Annotated in this window: 16 protein-coding genes; 8 read left to right on the top strand and 8 right to left on the bottom strand. The window is 67.0% G+C overall.

Going from position 1 to position 14659, the window contains the following annotated elements; translation table 11 throughout:
• Window positions 1-132: 132 nt before the first annotated feature.
• The 3 genes from Tharo_RS11985 to alaS all read left to right on the top strand — a co-directional run bounded on the left by Tharo_RS11985 (window position 133) and on the right by alaS (window position 3484).
• Window positions 133-384 carry a ribbon-helix-helix protein, CopG family gene (locus Tharo_RS11985; protein WP_107221404.1) on the top strand — a complete coding sequence of 84 codons (252 nt, stop codon included), beginning with the start codon at window positions 133-135 and terminating at the stop codon, window positions 382-384.
• Window positions 374-787 (top strand): type II toxin-antitoxin system VapC family toxin, encoded by a 414-nt coding sequence (locus Tharo_RS11980; protein WP_107221403.1) that lies wholly within the window; start codon window positions 374-376, stop codon window positions 785-787. Before Tharo_RS11985 ends, Tharo_RS11980 begins: the two co-directional genes overlap by 11 nt.
• Window positions 788-850: 63 nt before the next feature.
• Window positions 851-3484, top strand: coding sequence for an alanine--tRNA ligase (gene alaS / locus Tharo_RS11975; RefSeq protein ID WP_107221402.1), 2634 nt, complete (start codon window positions 851-853; stop codon window positions 3482-3484).
• 109 nt (window positions 3485-3593) lie between these two features.
• Here alaS and Tharo_RS11970 read toward each other — a convergent pair whose 3' ends face one another.
• Both Tharo_RS11970 and Tharo_RS11965 read right to left on the bottom strand, forming a co-directional pair.
• Window positions 3594-3791, bottom strand: a complete 198-nt coding sequence (locus Tharo_RS11970) for a hypothetical protein (protein ID WP_107221401.1) — start codon at window positions 3789-3791, stop codon at window positions 3594-3596.
• 143 nt (window positions 3792-3934) lie between these two features.
• Window positions 3935-5326: a phosphomannomutase/phosphoglucomutase gene (locus Tharo_RS11965; RefSeq protein ID WP_107221400.1), complete on the bottom strand. Its 1392-nt coding sequence runs from the start codon at window positions 5324-5326 to the stop codon at window positions 3935-3937.
• Between the two features lie 234 nt (window positions 5327-5560).
• On the opposite strand from Tharo_RS11965, the gene rfbA reads away from it, so the two are divergent.
• Together rfbA and rfbC are read left to right on the top strand one after the other, a co-directional pair.
• On the top strand, window positions 5561-6445 hold the full coding sequence (gene rfbA / locus Tharo_RS11960; RefSeq protein ID WP_107221399.1) for a glucose-1-phosphate thymidylyltransferase RfbA: 885 nt from the start codon (window positions 5561-5563) through the stop codon (window positions 6443-6445).
• Window positions 6445-6990, top strand: coding sequence for a dTDP-4-dehydrorhamnose 3,5-epimerase (gene rfbC, locus Tharo_RS11955; protein WP_107221398.1), 546 nt, complete (start codon window positions 6445-6447; stop codon window positions 6988-6990). The genes rfbA and rfbC overlap by 1 nt, the downstream gene beginning before the upstream one ends.
• An 84-nt stretch (window positions 6991-7074) precedes the next feature.
• Here rfbC and Tharo_RS11950 read toward each other — a convergent pair whose 3' ends face one another.
• Together Tharo_RS11950 and Tharo_RS11945 are read right to left on the bottom strand one after the other, a co-directional pair.
• Window positions 7075-7275 (bottom strand): zinc-finger domain-containing protein, encoded by a 201-nt coding sequence (locus Tharo_RS11950; protein ID WP_075149338.1) that lies wholly within the window; start codon window positions 7273-7275, stop codon window positions 7075-7077.
• 26 nt (window positions 7276-7301) lie between these two features.
• The gene (locus Tharo_RS11945; RefSeq protein WP_107221397.1) at window positions 7302-8222 is read right to left on the bottom strand and encodes a branched-chain amino acid transaminase; all 921 of its coding nucleotides are present in this window, start codon (window positions 8220-8222) and stop codon (window positions 7302-7304) included.
• A gap of 175 nt (window positions 8223-8397) precedes the next feature.
• On the opposite strand from Tharo_RS11945, the gene Tharo_RS11940 reads away from it, so the two are divergent.
• Genes Tharo_RS11940 through mnmA form a run of 3 tightly spaced genes read left to right on the top strand, consistent with a single transcriptional unit; the run spans window position 8398 to window position 10688 of the window.
• Window positions 8398-8850, top strand: a complete 453-nt coding sequence (locus Tharo_RS11940; RefSeq protein WP_107221396.1) for an NUDIX hydrolase — start codon at window positions 8398-8400, stop codon at window positions 8848-8850.
• 16 nt (window positions 8851-8866) lie between these two features.
• On the top strand, window positions 8867-9577 hold the full coding sequence (locus Tharo_RS11935; protein WP_211309603.1) for a hypothetical protein: 711 nt from the start codon (window positions 8867-8869) through the stop codon (window positions 9575-9577).
• 13 nt (window positions 9578-9590) lie between these two features.
• Window positions 9591-10688, top strand: a complete 1098-nt coding sequence (mnmA, locus tag Tharo_RS11930) for a tRNA 2-thiouridine(34) synthase MnmA (protein ID WP_107221395.1) — start codon at window positions 9591-9593, stop codon at window positions 10686-10688.
• Between the two features lie 20 nt (window positions 10689-10708).
• Here mnmA and Tharo_RS11925 read toward each other — a convergent pair whose 3' ends face one another.
• From Tharo_RS11925 to Tharo_RS11910, 4 genes are all read right to left on the bottom strand, one after another.
• Window positions 10709-11650 (bottom strand): hypothetical protein, encoded by a 942-nt coding sequence (locus tag Tharo_RS11925; protein WP_107221394.1) that lies wholly within the window; start codon window positions 11648-11650, stop codon window positions 10709-10711.
• A gap of 111 nt (window positions 11651-11761) precedes the next feature.
• A complete protein-coding gene (locus tag Tharo_RS11920; protein ID WP_107221393.1) occupies window positions 11762-12337 on the bottom strand; it encodes a DUF2062 domain-containing protein in 576 nt (191 codons plus the stop codon).
• Window positions 12338-12512: 175 nt separating this feature from the next.
• Window positions 12513-12965 carry a SixA phosphatase family protein gene (locus Tharo_RS11915; RefSeq protein ID WP_107222406.1) on the bottom strand — a complete coding sequence of 151 codons (453 nt, stop codon included), beginning with the start codon at window positions 12963-12965 and terminating at the stop codon, window positions 12513-12515.
• A 106-nt stretch (window positions 12966-13071) separates the two neighbouring features.
• Entirely contained in the window at window positions 13072-14604 is a 1533-nt protein-coding gene (locus Tharo_RS11910) for a CYTH and CHAD domain-containing protein (RefSeq protein WP_107221392.1), read from the bottom strand.
• Window positions 14605-14659 lie beyond the last annotated feature (55 nt).

The following is a 14659-nucleotide window of genomic DNA, read 5'->3' as shown; positions in this document are numbered from 1 at the left end:
TGTTCTCGAGTCGGGGTGGTTGTCGTAACGCATAATTATAGGCAGGGCGGACGAGGCAGGGAGGGCGAAATTGACTTCGATCGCAGTGCGTCATACGATGCATTACGTTGTGTAATACAGAGAACCGGCCTCATGACCTTGTCGATCCGCCTCGATCCCGAGCTCGAGTCCGAACTCGCGCGCGCCGCCGCGCAGACCGGGCGCAGCAAGAGCGAGCTGGTCAAGGCCAGCTTGCGCGAATACCTTGCCCGCGTCGCTCCGCGCAAGACCCCCTATGAGCTCGGAAAAGACCTCTTCGGCAGCGCCGATTCCGGACCGACGGATCTCGCCGAGCACCGCAAGGACTATCTGACGGAGTCGCTGCGTGCGAAGCATGATCATTGACGCCGGGCCCTTGCTGGCGCTGTTCAATCCGGCCGACCGCCACCATCAGGCTTGCGTGTCTTTCCTGCGCGGCAACGAGGTCTCGCTGGTGACGACCTGGCCGGTGCTCACCGAGGTCATGCATCTGTTGCGCTACAGCGTAGACGCGCAGTTGCGCCTGTTGAGCTGGATCGATCGCGGCGGGCTGGCGATCGCCGAGCTGGAGCAGGGCTGCATCGGCGCCATCGCCGGACTGGTCGGCAAGTATCGCGACCGTCCGATGGACCTTGCCGATGCTTCGGTTGTGCAGCTGGCCGTGCAGACAGGCTCCCGCGAGGTGCTCTCGATCGATAGCGACTTCGACATCTACCGCCTGCCGGACGGCGCCTGGCTCGCCAATCCCCTGCGCGACAATGCGCATTGATCCGTGCCCCCGCGTGCGCGACCCAAGAACACGACTCGAACTCTTTTCTCCTCTGGACCCTTCATGAAATCCGCCGAAATCCGCGACGCCTTCCTCAAGTTCTTCGAATCCAAGGGCCACCAGATCGTGGCCTCCAGCTCGCTCGTGCCGCACGAAGACCCGACGCTGCTGTTCACCAACGCCGGCATGAACCAGTTCAAGGACGTCTTCCTCGGCTTCGACAAGCGTCCCTACAGCCGCGCCACCACTTCGCAGAAATGCGTGCGCGCCGGCGGCAAACACAACGACCTCGAGAACGTCGGCTACACCGCGCGCCACCATACCTTCTTCGAGATGCTGGGCAACTTCAGCTTCGGCGACTACTTCAAGCGCGACGCGATTGCCTACGCCTGGGAGCTGCTCACCGAGGTCTTCAAGCTGCCCAAGGACAAGCTCTGGGTCACGGTGTACGCCGAGGACGACGAGGCGTTTGAGATCTGGACCAGGGAAGTCGGCGTGCCCGCCGAGCGCGTGATCCGCATCGGTGACAACAAGGGCGCGCGCTACGCCTCCGATAACTTCTGGATGATGGGCGATACGGGACCTTGCGGGCCCTGCACGGAAATCTTCTACGACCACGGCGAACACATCTGGGGCGGCCCTCCGGGATCGCCGGAGGAAGATGGCGACCGCTACATCGAGATCTGGAACAACGTGTTCATGCAGTTCAACCGCGACGAGCAGGGCGTGATGCACCCGCTGCCCCGGCCCTCGGTCGACACCGGCATGGGCCTGGAGCGCATTGCGGCGGTGCTGCAGGGTGTGCACGCCAACTACGAGATCGACCTCTTCCAGGTCCTGATCCAGGCCGCTTATCGTGAAGTGGGGGGCGAGAATTCCGGCGCCGACCTGGATTCGCCCTCGCTGAAAGTGCTGGCCGACCACATCCGCGCCTGCTCCTTCCTGGTCGCCGACGGCGTGATCCCGGGCAACGAGGGCCGCGGCTACGTGCTGCGCCGCATCATCCGCCGTGCCATCCGCCACGGCTACAAGCTCGGTGCGCGCGCCGCCTTCTTCCACAGGATGGTGCCCGATCTGGTCGGCGAGATGGGCCGCGCCTATCCCGAGCTCAAGGACGGCGAGCGCCGCATCACCGATGTGCTGCGCCAGGAGGAGGAGCGCTTCTTCGCCACCCTCGAGAACGGCATGGCGATTGTCGAAGCTGAGCTCGCTGCGATGGAAGCCGCCGGCAAGACCGTCTTCGACGGCAACACCGCCTTCAAGCTGCACGACACCTATGGCTTCCCGCTCGACCTCACCGCCGATATCTGCCGTGAGCGTGGCGTGATCGTGGATGCCGTCGCCTTCGACGCCGCGATGGCGCGGCAGAAGGAGCAGGCACGCGCCGCGGGCAAGTTCAAGATGGCGGCCAACCTGGATTATGACGGCCCCGAGACTACTTTCCACGGCTACGAGCTGCTGGAAGAGAAGGGCAACATCCTCGCCCTGTACAAGGACAGCGCGCCGGTCAATGAGCTGCTCGAAGGCGAGATGGGCGTGGTCGTGCTCGATCACACCCCGTTCTACGCCGAGTCCGGCGGCCAGGCCGGTGATCGCGGCGAACTGCGCGCTACGGCCGGGATCTTCGGCGTCGAGGACACGCAGAAGATCCAGGCCGCGGTGTTCGGCCACCATGGCGTGGTCCGTACCGGAAAGCTGGTCGTCGGCCAGGGCGTGAGCGCCCGGGTCGACGTCGCTGCGCGTGCCGCGACTGCGCGCAATCACTCGGTCACCCACCTGATGCACAAGGCTTTGCGTGAAGTGCTCGGCACCCACGTGCAGCAGAAGGGCTCGCTCGTCGATCCCGACAAGACCCGTTTCGACTTCGCCCACACTGCACCGATGAGCGCCGAGGAAATCCGTGAGGTCGAAGAGATCGTCAACCGCGAGATCCTCGCCAACACCGACACCCGCGCCGAGCTCATGGCGCTCGATGCGGCGCAGAAATCCGGCGCGATGATGCTGTTCGGCGAGAAGTACGCCGACGAAGTGCGGGTGCTGTCGATCGGCAGCTCGAAGGAGCTGTGCGGCGGTACCCACGTCTCGCGCACCGGCGACATCGGTCTGTTCAAGATCACCAGCGAAGGCGGTGTCGCCGCCGGCATCCGCCGCGTCGAGGCGATTACCGGCGAGAACGCGCTGCGCTACCTGCAGGAGCAGGAGCGCCGGGTGCAGGGCATGTCCGCGCTGCTGAAAGTGCAGCCGGACGAAGCCGCCGAACGTGTCGCCGGCATCCTCGACAGCGTCCGCATGCTGGAAAAAGAAGTCGCGCGCCTGAAAAGCAAGCTCGCCGCCAGCCAGGGCGACGATCTCGCCGGGCAGGCGATGGAGGTCGGGGGGGTCAAGGTGCTGGCGGCGGTGCTCGAAGGCGCCGACGTACCCACCCTGCGTGAAACCCTGGACAAGCTCAAGGACAAGCTGAAGCCGGCGGTGATCGTGCTGGCGGCGGCGAGCGAAGGCAAGGTCAGCCTGATTGCCGGCGTTACTGCCGACCAGACCAGCAAGTTCAAGGCCGGCGAGCTGGTCAACTTTGTCGCCCAGCAGGTCGGGGGCAAAGGCGGCGGCCGTCCCGACATGGCCCAGGCGGGCGGCACCCGGCCGGAAAACCTGCCGGCGGCACTGGCCGCGGTGCGAGGCTGGGTGGAGGCGAAGCGCTAACCCGCCCGCCGAAACAAAGCTTCAAGGGCGTGCCCGGACGCCCTCCTGTCGCAGCCGCGCGAGGGGGCGGCCGGGCTCGACGCTCGGCATGCCGCGGGGCGCGGAGGCGCTAGGCCGCGGGCGAAATCCTGTGCCTGACGGCGGCCTGGTTGGCCAGTACGCGACGTTGAACCATCGGCGGGACGAGGTGCTCGTTCATGAACGATTTGGCGCTCGCGGGCCGCCCGCCGCGCATGAGGTAAGCCACGACGTCGTCGACGACCTGTGCCGTCTGCCAGTCCGCACGGCTGTAGTTCCGGTTCGCCATGGCCTACTCCTCGAGCACCCCCGCTCCTCTATAGATAGTACTTTCCCGCATTTTGTCCATGCTGGGAAAGGCATGGCCCGCAGCGCTACGGTGTGCGGGGGAATGCACGGGGGAGATGCATCTCCCCTGCGTGCGCGAAGGCTTCAGAACGGCAGCTTCAGCCCCGGCCAGACGCTGTCAATCGCGCTGCGGAAGGCGCTCTGGATGCGTGTCAGCGCCGCCTCGTCGTCGGCCTCGAAGCGCAGCACCACCACCGGCGTGGTGTTCGAGGCGCGGGCCAGACCGAAGCCGTCGGCGTATTCGGCGCGCACGCCGTCGAGGGTGATCACTTCGCCGGCGCCGTCGAAGCGTGCCCCTTGCTGCAGCCGGCGCACCAGCTCGAAAGGTTCGCCCTCGTTCATCTTCAGGTTCAGCTCGGGCGTATTGACCGCATTCGGCAGCGCTTTCAGTGCGGCGTTGGGGTCGGGGCGCGCGGACAGAATCTCGAGCAGGCGGGCGCCGGCATAGAGGCCGTCGTCGAAGCCGAACCAGCGTTCCTTGAAGAACATGTGGCCGCTCATCTCGCCGGCGAGCGGAGCGCCGGTTTCCTTCAGCTTGGCCTTGACCAGCGCGTGGCCGGTGTTCCACATCGTCGGCTTGCCGCCGCGCGCGCGGACCCAGGGGGCGAGATTGCGCGTGCATTTGACGTCGAAGATGATCTCGCCGCCGGGCACGCGGGTCAGCACGTCCTCGGCGAACAGCATCAGCTGGCGGTCGGGGAAGATGATCTCGCCGTCCTTGGTGACCACGCCGAGGCGGTCGCCGTCGCCGTCGAAGGCGAGGCCCAGTTCGGCGTCGGTGTCGCGCAGGGCGCGGATCACGTCCTGCAGGTTCTCGGGCTTGGACGGGTCGGGGTGGTGGTTGGGGAAGCGGCCGTCGACGTCGCAGAACAGCTCGTTCACTTCGCAGCCGAGGCGGCGGAACAGTTCGGGCGCAATGCCGCCGGCGACGCCGTTGCCGCAGTCGACGACGATCTTCATCGGGCGCGCGAGTCTGACGTCGGCGACGATGCGGTCGAGGTAGGCGGTGCGGACGTCGGCGCTGCGCAGCGCGCCTTCGCCGGCCGCCAGGTCGTCGTCGACGATGCGCCGGCGCAGGGCCTGGATCAGCTCGCCGTACAGGGTCTGCCCGCCGAGCACCATCTTCAGGCCGTTGTAGTCGGGGGGGTTGTGGCTGCCGGTGACCGAGACGCAGGAGTCGCAGCCCAGGGCGTGGGCGGCGAAATAGGTCAGCGGGGTGGGCACGCAGCCGATGTCGATGACGTCGACGCCTGCGGCGCGGATGCCTTCGGCGAGCGCTCCGGCCAGCGCCGGGCCGGACAGCCGGCCGTCGCGGCCGACGGCGATCGCCCGCTGGCCGCGCGCCACCGCTTCGGAACCCAGGGCGTGGCCGATCGCGCGTGCCGCGTCGGGCGTCAGCACGGTGTCGACGATGCCGCGGATGTCGTAGGCCTTGAAGATTTCGGGAGCGGGAGGGGCGTAGCGAGGAGTGGTCATGAGGCTGTCCGGAAGGAAAAAGCGAAAACGAAAGCGGTGACGGAGGTGCGCATTCTATGCCCCTTGGCCGGGGAATGAAGGCCTGTGTCCGGATCCGTGCCCGATCTTCGCCTCGCCGCCGGCGGATGGAAGCGGAGCGAGCTGAACGTCGGGTTCTTTTTTCGCGGTGGGAGGGAGGGTTTACAATCCGCGCCGGGCATTTTCCGCCCTTTCCTTTTTTCGAGCAGGATTCCGATGACGACACGCAAGGGCATCATCCTCGCCGGGGGCTCGGGCACCCGGCTGCATCCGGCGACGCTCGCCGTTTCCAAGCAGCTGCTGCCGGTCTACGACAAGCCGATGATCTACTATCCGCTCACCACGCTGATGCTGGCCGGAATTCGGGAGATCCTGATCATCTCGACGCCGCAGGATACGCCGCGCTTCAGGCAGTTGCTGGGCGACGGCAGCCAGTGGGGGGTGTGTTTCGAGTACGCCGTCCAGCCCAACCCGGACGGCCTTGCCCAGGCCTTCCTGATCGGCGAGGATTTTCTCGCCGGCGGCCCTTCGGCCCTGGTGCTGGGGGACAACCTGTTCTACGGTCACGATCTTGCCGATGCGCTGCAGCGGGCCGCGCTGCGCACGGTGGGCGCCTCGGTGTTCGCCTATCCGGTGCAGGATCCGGAGCGCTACGGAGTGGTCGAGTTCGACCGTGACGGACGTGCGGTGAGCCTGGAGGAAAAGCCGCTGCGGCCGAAGAGCCGCTACGCGGTCACCGGGCTCTATTTCTACGATGAAAGGGTGGTCGAGGTAGCGCGAGGCCTGCGCCCGAGCGCACGCGGGGAGCTGGAGATCACCGACGTGAACCGGCGCTACCTCGAATGGGGCGAGCTCGACGTGCAGGTCATGGGGCGCGGCCATGCCTGGCTGGACACCGGCACCCATGAAAGCCTGCTCGAGGCCGGGATGTTCATCCAGACCATCGAGCATCGCCAGGGCCTGAAGATCGCCTGCCCGGAAGAGGTCGCCTGGCGGGAGGGCTGGATCGATGCCGCGCAGTTGCGGGCGCTGGCGGCGCCGCTGGCCAAGAACGGCTACGGGCAATATCTGCAGCAGCTGCTGGAAGAAAAGGTGTTCTGATGAAGGTCACGCAAACGGCGATTGCGGAGGTGCTGGTGCTGGAGCCGAAGGTGTTCGGCGACAGCCGCGGTTTTTTCCTCGAAAGCTTCAATGCGCGCGCTTTTCGCGATGCCACCGGGGTCGATGCGGTGTTCGTCCAGGACAACCATTCGCGCTCGGCGAAAGGGGTGCTGCGCGGCCTGCACTACCAGATCCGGCAGCCGCAGGGGAAACTCGTCCGTGTCGTGAACGGGCGCGTGTTCGACGTCGCGGTCGATCTGCGTCGCCGCTCGTCGACCTTCGGCAAATGGGTGGGGGTGGAGCTGTCGGCGGACAATCATCGCCAGCTGTGGGTGCCGCCGGGCTTCGCCCACGGTTTCGTTGTGCTCAGCGACAGCGCCGACTTCCTGTACAAGACGACCGATTACTACGCCCCCGAATACGAGCGCTGCCTGGCCTGGAACGACCCCGCGGTCGGAGTCGGGTGGCCGCTCGAAGGCGAGCCGCAGCTGTCGGGGAAGGATGCGCAGGGCAAAGCGCTGGCCGAAGCGGAAACTTTCGACTGAACACCGGCTTGCGGCCTGCACCCGCAACGAAAAAGGGGGCCTGCGGCCCCCCGTGCCGGAGCGCCCCGGAGGCCGGGGCGTGCTTCAGTGGTGCCCCTTCGGGCGCTCGCCGGTGAACACGTAATGCGCGCTGCAATACGGGCACACGGCCTCGCCGGTCTTCAGGATGTCGAGGAAGACGCGCGGGTGGCGCGCCCACAGCGGCGCTCCCGGGGGCGGGCAGTGCAGGGGGAGATCCTTCGCGGCAATGGCGACGGCCTGGGTCTTGTCGGTGTTTTCAACCATGGGATGGTTCTCGCAGAACGAAGGTATCAGACGTGGGCCAGCCAGTGGTCGTACTCGGGCGCGCGGCCATTGACGACGTCGAAGAAGCGGCTCTGGATCTTCTCGGTGACCGGGCCGCGCCTGCCGGCGCCGATGGTGCGGTCGTCGAGTTCGCGGATCGGCGTCACTTCGGCCGCGGTGCCGGTGAAGAAGGCTTCGTCGGCGAGATAGATGTCGTCGCGGGTGAGGCGCTTGGAGTGGACTTCGTAGCCGAGTTCGCGGGCGATGGTGATGACCGAGTCGCGGGTGATGCCGGTCAGCGCGGAGGCGATTTCCGGTTCGAAGATCTTGCCGTCCTTGACCACGAAGAGGTTCTCGCCGGCGCCTTCGGCGACGAAGCCCTGGTTGTCGAGGAGCAGGGCCTCGTCGTAGCCCTGCTTGGTGACTTCGAGGTTGGCGAGGATCGAGTTCGGGTAGGTTGCGGCGAGCTTGGCACGCGGCATCGTCGAGTTGACGTGGTGGCGGGTGTAGGAGGAGGTCTTGATGCGGATGCCTTTTTCCAGGCCTTCCTCGCCCAGGTAGGCGCCCCACGGCCAGGCGGCGATGGCGACATGCACGGTCGCGCCGCGGGTGGAGATGCCCATCTTTTCCGAGCCGTAGAAGGCGATCGGGCGCAGGTAGCAGGATTCGAGCTTGTTCGCGCGCACGACCTCCTTCTGCGCCTCCATGAGTTCATCCTTCGAGTACGGAATGTCCATCATGTAAATCTTGCCCGAGTTGATCAGGCGCTGGGTGTGCTCGGCGAGGCGGAAGATGGCGGTGCCGGAGACGGTGTTGTAGGCGCGCACGCCTTCGAAGACGGCCAGCCCGTAGTGCAGGGAATGGGTCAGCACGTGGGTGGTCGCTTCGCGCCACGGAACGAGCTTGCCGTCTTGCCAGATGAAACCGTCACGATCAGCCATGGACATGATCAAAATCTCCGCCTGTATCAAGAATGAATGGGGTCCGCGGTGTGCGGGCGCCGAGCCGCGCAATTCTAGCGCAAAGCCGTCGCCGGGGCGGTGGCGAGTGTGCTCCGGGCGGCGGTGTGGAGCGTGCCGCGGGTTAAAATGCGCCCCCCCTGTCCTGGTGGAGTGGCGAGACATGAACGAGCGTAGCTGGAAACCCAACGTCACCGTTGCCGCAGTGATCGAGCGCGACGGCCGCTTTCTGCTCGTCGAGGAGGAGACGCCCGAAGGGCTGCGCTTCAATCAGCCGGCAGGCCACCTGGAAGAGGGCGAGTCGCTGCTCGAAGCGGTGGTGCGCGAGACGCTCGAAGAGACCGCCCACCGCTTTACTCCGGAATACCTGGTCGGGGTTTACCAATGGACCCGGCCGCAGGGCGACATCACCTACCTGCGCTTCGCTTTCGGCGGGCGGGTCGATGGCGAGGTGCCCGGGCGGCGCCTCGACGAGGGCATCGTCCGTGCGCTGTGGCTGACGCCCGACGAGCTGCGCGCCACGGCCGAGCGCCACCGCAGTCCGCTGATCCTGCAGTGCGTCGACGACTGGCTCGCCGGGCAGCGTTTCCCGCTGTCGCTGCTGCGCCATTACTGATGCGCGGGCGATGCGGATGGCGCTGCCCCGGCTGCGGCTCCTGGCCCTGTCCGTCTTCCTTTGCGCCGTCCTCTCCGCTCCCCGCGCTGCCGGCCCGGAAGCGGCGGCGGGGGCGCGGTTCGAGATCTGCTATAACTACGGCTGCCGGCACGAGGAGACGGTCGTGATCGACTCCGGCCAGCTCGAGCGGGTGCGCCGCAGACTGGCCCGGGCCGGGGACGCTTCCGCCGAGCGTGCGGCCCTGGCCGAAGTGCTGGGCTGGCTGTACCGGGGGGCGGCAACGCAGACGCCGGTCGGCTCCGACCGGCGTGGCAACCTGCTCGATGGCGGGGGCGACGGGCGCATGGATTGCATCGACCATTCCATCTCGACGACCCGCATGCTGCGCTTGCTCGAGGCTCGTGGCTGGCTGCGTTTTCACCAGGTGCTGCCGCGCGCGCGCCGCAGTCGTCTGATCTTCCAGCACTTCAGCGCCGTGATCGAGGAGCTACCTCCTCCCGCGCGGGCGCCTGCGGAGGCGGAAATTCCGGATCACGTGGCGACTTTGCTCGCCCTGTGCGACTGCCCCGATGCAGTGCACGACATCCCGACGGAAGCGCGGGTCGAGATGCCGGCGTCGGTGGGAACGCATTATGCGGTCGATAGCTGGTTCGTCGACAATGGCGAACCGGCGGTCGTGTTGCCGCTTGCTGAATGGCTCAATGGAGGTGGACCGAATGTCCAGTAAGGATGTGGGTGGGATGAAGGTGGTCGTCGGCATGTCCGGCGGGGTCGATTCGTCGGTGACGGCGCTGCTGCTCAAGCAGCAGGGCTACCACGTGACCGGCCTGTTCATGAAGAACTGGGAGGACGACGACGATTCCGAATATTGCTCGACGCGGCAGGACCTGGTCGACGTCGCCTCGGTGTGCGACGTCATCGGCATCGACCTCGAGGTGGTCAATTTCAGCGCGGAATACAAGGACCGCGTGTTCGCCGACTTCCTGCGCGAGTACGAGGCCGGGCGTACGCCCAACCCCGATATCCTGTGCAATTCCGAAATCAAGTTCCGCTGCTTTCTCGATCACGCCCTGCAACTCGGCGCCGAGCGCATCGCCACCGGCCACTACGCCCGGGTGCGGGAATGGAGCAACGACGGCCGCAGCGAGTACCAGCTGCTGAAGGCCGAGGACGGCACCAAGGACCAGAGCTACTTCCTCTATCGCCTGACCCAGGCGCAACTGGCGAAGACGCTGTTCCCGCTCGGCACTTTGTACAAGCGCGAGGTGCGCAGGATCGCGGAAGCTGCCGGCCTGCATGTGGCGGCGAAGAAGGATTCGACCGGCATCTGCTTCATCGGCGAGCGCCCGTTCCGCGAGTTCCTGATGCGCTACCTGCCGGTGCGGCCGGGCGAGATCCGCGCGCTCGACGACGAGCGCGTGCTCGGCGAACACCAGGGGCTGATGTATCACACCATCGGTCAGCGCAAGGGGCTGCTGATCGGTGGCATCAAGGGCAATCAGGACGAGGCCGGCGAGCACGAGGCCTGGTACGTGGCGAAAAAGGACGTCCAGGCCAATGTGCTCTATGTCGTCCAGGGCCACGATCATCCGGCGCTGCTCAAGGACCGCCTGGTGGCCACCGACCTCAACTGGATCGCCGGGCGCGACCCGCACACCCACTGGGTGTACACCGCCAAGCCGCGCTACCGCACGCCCGACATGCCGTGCGAGATCGAGCGCATCGCCGGCGGCCGTGCCGAGATCGCCTTCGCCCAGTCGCAGTGGGCGCTCACGCCGGGGCAGAGCGTGGTGGTGTACGAATCGAACGTGTGCCTGGGGGGCGGCGTCATTGCCTGAGCGCCTGAGCCGGCGTGCTTTCAGCGCCGTTCGCCGATCGCGGTGAACGGCGCGTAGGTGGTGCCCTGCGTGAGGGCGGCGAAGGTTTCGCAGCGCGCGATGTATTCGCGCGCGCTCTTGGGCATGGTGACGCGGGCGCGGGTGATATCGGTGAGCAGGTCGCGCCCCTGCAGGATCAGGCGCATGCCATCGCTGGCGAGTTGGCGCTCGTGCGCACTCGAGGCCGGGGACAGGCCGGGCGCGATCGCGGCGAGCCGTTCGGAGGCGACGACGAAATCCGCCCACACGTCGAAGATCTCGGAGTCGGTACGCAAGGTCTCGCACTTGATCTTGGCGAGGCGGACGAAGTCGGCGATGAGGGGTTCGATGCCGCGAAAAAGCGGAGTGGAGCCGAACGCGCCCGCCATTACCGCGGCGATGCGGTCGAGGTCGCGAAGGGCCTGGGCGATCTTGATGTAGCGGCTTTCATAGAACGCCTCGACCGGAATCGAGAAGGCGCGGAACGGCTCGCCCCACAGCTCGTCGATGCCTTCGTCCCCGCTGCGGTGCAGCACGAGGCGGCCGAGGGTCAGCGCCTCGCGCAGGCACAGACCGCATTCGCGCATCAGGGCGTTGTCCGAGTCGATCTCGATGCCCAGTTCCTGCAGTTCGACGAGCTTGGTGAAGATGTCGGTGGCGCGGTTGAACAGGGCGCCGGCGAACATCGCGCCCTTGACCCGCTTGCGCGCCGGATCCTGTTCTGCTTCGTAGGTCCTGCGGGCGTCGTCGAGCCGTTTTCCGGGGATGTTGATACCGTGCTCGACATGGTTGAACAGGCGCCGGGTGAGGGCCTGGATCAACTGTTTCTTGGCGGTCAGGGAGTCGGCGGGCGGATCGTAGACCTTGATCCAGTAACCGTCGTAATGGACCCGACGGACGCCGTCGATGACGGCCTGGGTGCCGTCGGGAATAGGGGCGTTCATTACCGTGCTTGCTTCAGTCGGAATGGGCAGGGGACGAAGGATACGCCTGCGTTCCGCGCTTGTGTGAATCGATCCGTCGCGCTGCCCGTCCCGTGCCCGCCGGGTGGCGGATCAGCGGCTGCCGAGCGGCCCGGGGGGAATGACCTTGGGCCGCGATTGCCGGTTACGGCGGGCGTGGCGCCGCTTGTTCGCCACCTTGATGCGCCAGAACAGCTGAGTGCCCCAGTAACCGAGGGTCGCACCGGTGACGGCCATGATCAGCATTCCGACGAGCAGGGGCTGGCCGATCCCGGTGACCCAGACCCAGGCTTGGGCGAGCGAGTCGATCATGCGGACCGGCGCCTCGATGTCGCTGGGAGTGAGGTCGGGCGGTGTGCGCGTGCCGATCACGCCGGCTCCGAGCCGATAGGCCAAGTAATAAAGGGGGCCGTAGGTCAGGGGATTGCTGATCAGGGTGGAGACGGCGGCGATCCACAGGTTGCCGCGCAGCAGCAGTGAAGCCATGGCGGCTGCGGGGATCTGCGCGATTGGGATCATCAGCCCGAAGAACACCCCCATGGCAACGCCGCGTGCGACTGTGCGGCGATTGATGTGCCACAGCAGCGGGTCGTGAATGCGTGGCCCGAGCCAACGCAGCAGGCGGCTGCGCTTGATGGCGTCGTGGGAGGGCAAGAAGCGTTCGAGCATGTTCCGTTCCGGACCGAAGAGGGCATCTTACGCATTGCACTGGAAAGCACAAGCGGCAGCTTCGGGGGGGCTTCGCGGGGGCTCGGACGAGAGGTTCCGGAAGCCACCTCCGGGCCATGAGACCAATTGCGGGGGCAGGAATTCACCCGCTCCGCGCCTGCGGGGGAGGCGCGCGCTACAGAAGGTCGGAAGGGATCGCCGCGCGCAGCACGGTCTGGGTTTCGCCTTCCCGGACGCGGTTGGTGAACCACCACAAGGCTCCCTTCTTGATCGTCCAGTCGGCTTCGGTGCCGGACAGCAGCAGCGCGGCGAGGCGGCCGAGTGCGGGCTGATGACCGATGACCAGGGTGGCGCCGCTGGCATCGGGCCAGCCGCTGGCCGCGAGCAGGTCGGCGACGCTGCCGTCCGGGCCGAGTCCGGCCACGATGCGGAAATCGTCGGTGAGCGCCGACGCGGTCTGGCGCGTGCGCAGGCTCGGGCTCGCCAGCACCCGTAGATCCTTGGGGCGGTGGGCTTCGATCCAGTGTGCCATGCGCCGGGCCTGCTCGAGGCCGCGGGCGGTGAGTGGGCGGGTGTGGTCGGGGAGGCCATCGGCGGCTTCCGCGTGGCGCCAGAGCAGCAGGTTCATGTCGCAGTTCTCCCCGGGGGCAAGGGCCGGCATCATCGGGGCCAGGATTATCGGCGCTTCGTGTTGCCAGGGGATGACGGCCGCTGTACGCAGGTGCCGGACGGCTTCACCATGGCCTGCGCCCATGCACCAGAGGGTGGCAGTTGCGGATCACCCGCTCGCGCAGGCGAGTGTAGCGCGGGGCATGCCAGCCGAGCACGAACGCGGCGGCGGGGGCGATCGCCGGCTGGGCTGCGGTCCATTGCGCGAGCCGGGCGCGGGCGGTATCGACGTCTTGCAAGAAACCGAGCGTGGTCTGGGCGCACGCAAGTCGCTCCTGGTAGCGCTTGACCACCTTGGCCGGAAACAGCGGGGCGAAGAATTCGACGCCGTAGCGCAACTGCTTGAAACCGATCCGCAGCGCGTGAAGGGCGGCGGGCTCGCGGGTGGCGGCGGCGTCGAGCTGCCGTCGTCCGCGTTTGCGCAGGCGCTCCAGGCGCAGGCGGGCGAAGGTGCGCAGATCGGCCGCCTCGAGCAGGCTGTTGCTTGCCAGCCGCTCCAGGGCAAGGGTGAATTCGAGCAGCAGCCGGCCCTGGGCGGCGATGTCGAGCGCGTGGGCGCTGCGGTGCCGTGCATCGATCCGTGCGTTTTCCGCGGTCCTCGTCAGCAGCGCCATGGCGTCGGCGTCGGCCAGCCCTTCGGTGCGGACCGTTGCGAGCAGTTCGGCGCAGAACACGTCGAGGTCGCGGGCATCGCCGAAGCGGTTGGCATTGTCACGGAGGCGGGCGTTCCAGGTGGCGACGAAGCCGGCCGGCAGGGCGGGAGCAAAGATTTTGAGCAGGGCACGCAGGCGGCGCTGCGAGACCCGCAATTGATGGATGCACTCGGAGAGGATCTCATCCGGGGAAGTGTGGGCGGACGCTGCCGTGGCGTTGGCCTGCCACTGGCGCACGCAGGCCAGCGCCAGGTTGCGGAAGGCGCCGATCAGGCTGTCGCCGGCGGCGATGGTGGAAGGCTCGCTGCGGCAGGGGGCGGGCGGTGGTGCATCGCGAAACAGGCGGTAGCCGCGCTCGGCTTTGGAAAGGTCGGCCGGCATCAGCGGCAGATCCTGTGCCAGCGCGCAGGCGAGTTCGAGCAGATCGGCAGGCTGGCCCTGTTCGAGTTCCAGTTCCAGCTCGCAGATCGGCGCCCGGCGCTCGACCCCTTCGGGGGTGCTCAGGACGACTTCCCCGGTGTCGATCATCAGCAGGATGGCGAGCCCTTCGCGGGGGGAATGGCGCCAGGTTTCGCGGCGGAAGCGGGTGGTGAAGACCGGCACCAGGGCGTCGCGGTGACGCTCGAGCAGGCGGCGTGTCGCGGGATCGTCGACGGCGGAAAAATCGAACGCTCCGTCATGGTCCTGCTCCCATTCCGGGCGCTGCGACAAGCCGCCGCTGGAGAGTGTCGCGCATTTGACGGTCTGCAAGGTGCGCCGACCTTGGCGGCGGATGCGTACGGCGACCTTGTGTGCCTTGAGCTGCAGCGCCGGGGTGTCGTAGTAGGTGTTGTCGAGGGTGACGGCGTTGCCGAGGCGGGTTGCCGGCGCTGCCCGAAGATGGCGGCGCAATGCCGGCAAGGCGTCGTGCGGCAGGGCAAGCTTGAGTTCGATTTCGCAGCTCATGGGAACCTGGATGGCGGACCGTGACGGGGAAGGCCGCTGAATTCTAGTTGCTGCG

The sequence above is a fragment of the Thauera aromatica K172 genome, assembly GCF_003030465.1.
GTDB lineage: Bacteria > Pseudomonadota > Gammaproteobacteria > Burkholderiales > Rhodocyclaceae > Thauera > Thauera aromatica.
This window is presented reverse-complemented; position numbering and strand designations above follow the sequence as displayed.

What these genes read in the sequence shown, in the direction of transcription:
- alaS (WP_107221402.1), top strand. Translation starts at nt 851, where the DNA reads ATGAAATCCGCCGAAATCCGCGACGCCTTCCTCAAGTTCTTCGAATCC.
- Tharo_RS11945 (WP_107221397.1), bottom strand. Translation starts at nt 8,222, where the DNA reads ATGTCCATGGCTGATCGTGACGGTTTCATCTGGCAAGACGGCAAGCTC.
- Tharo_RS11925 (WP_107221394.1), bottom strand. Translation starts at nt 11,650, where the DNA reads ATGAACGCCCCTATTCCCGACGGCACCCAGGCCGTCATCGACGGCGTC.
- Tharo_RS11920 (WP_107221393.1), bottom strand. Translation starts at nt 12,337, where the DNA reads ATGCTCGAACGCTTCTTGCCCTCCCACGACGCCATCAAGCGCAGCCGC.
- Tharo_RS11985 (WP_107221404.1), top strand. Translation starts at nt 133, where the DNA reads ATGACCTTGTCGATCCGCCTCGATCCCGAGCTCGAGTCCGAACTCGCG.
- Tharo_RS11935 (WP_211309603.1), top strand. Translation starts at nt 8,867, where the DNA reads ATGGCGCTGCCCCGGCTGCGGCTCCTGGCCCTGTCCGTCTTCCTTTGC.
- Tharo_RS11950 (WP_075149338.1), bottom strand. Translation starts at nt 7,275, where the DNA reads ATGGTTGAAAACACCGACAAGACCCAGGCCGTCGCCATTGCCGCGAAG.
- Tharo_RS11940 (WP_107221396.1), top strand. Translation starts at nt 8,398, where the DNA reads ATGAACGAGCGTAGCTGGAAACCCAACGTCACCGTTGCCGCAGTGATC.
- mnmA (WP_107221395.1), top strand. Translation starts at nt 9,591, where the DNA reads ATGAAGGTGGTCGTCGGCATGTCCGGCGGGGTCGATTCGTCGGTGACG.
- Tharo_RS11965 (WP_107221400.1), bottom strand. Translation starts at nt 5,326, where the DNA reads ATGACCACTCCTCGCTACGCCCCTCCCGCTCCCGAAATCTTCAAGGCC.
- Tharo_RS11915 (WP_107222406.1), bottom strand. Translation starts at nt 12,965, where the DNA reads ATGAACCTGCTGCTCTGGCGCCACGCGGAAGCCGCCGATGGCCTCCCC.
- Tharo_RS11910 (WP_107221392.1), bottom strand. Translation starts at nt 14,604, where the DNA reads ATGAGCTGCGAAATCGAACTCAAGCTTGCCCTGCCGCACGACGCCTTG.
- rfbA (WP_107221399.1), top strand. Translation starts at nt 5,561, where the DNA reads ATGACGACACGCAAGGGCATCATCCTCGCCGGGGGCTCGGGCACCCGG.
- Tharo_RS11980 (WP_107221403.1), top strand. Translation starts at nt 374, where the DNA reads ATGATCATTGACGCCGGGCCCTTGCTGGCGCTGTTCAATCCGGCCGAC.
- rfbC (WP_107221398.1), top strand. Translation starts at nt 6,445, where the DNA reads ATGAAGGTCACGCAAACGGCGATTGCGGAGGTGCTGGTGCTGGAGCCG.
- Tharo_RS11970 (WP_107221401.1), bottom strand. Translation starts at nt 3,791, where the DNA reads ATGGCGAACCGGAACTACAGCCGTGCGGACTGGCAGACGGCACAGGTC.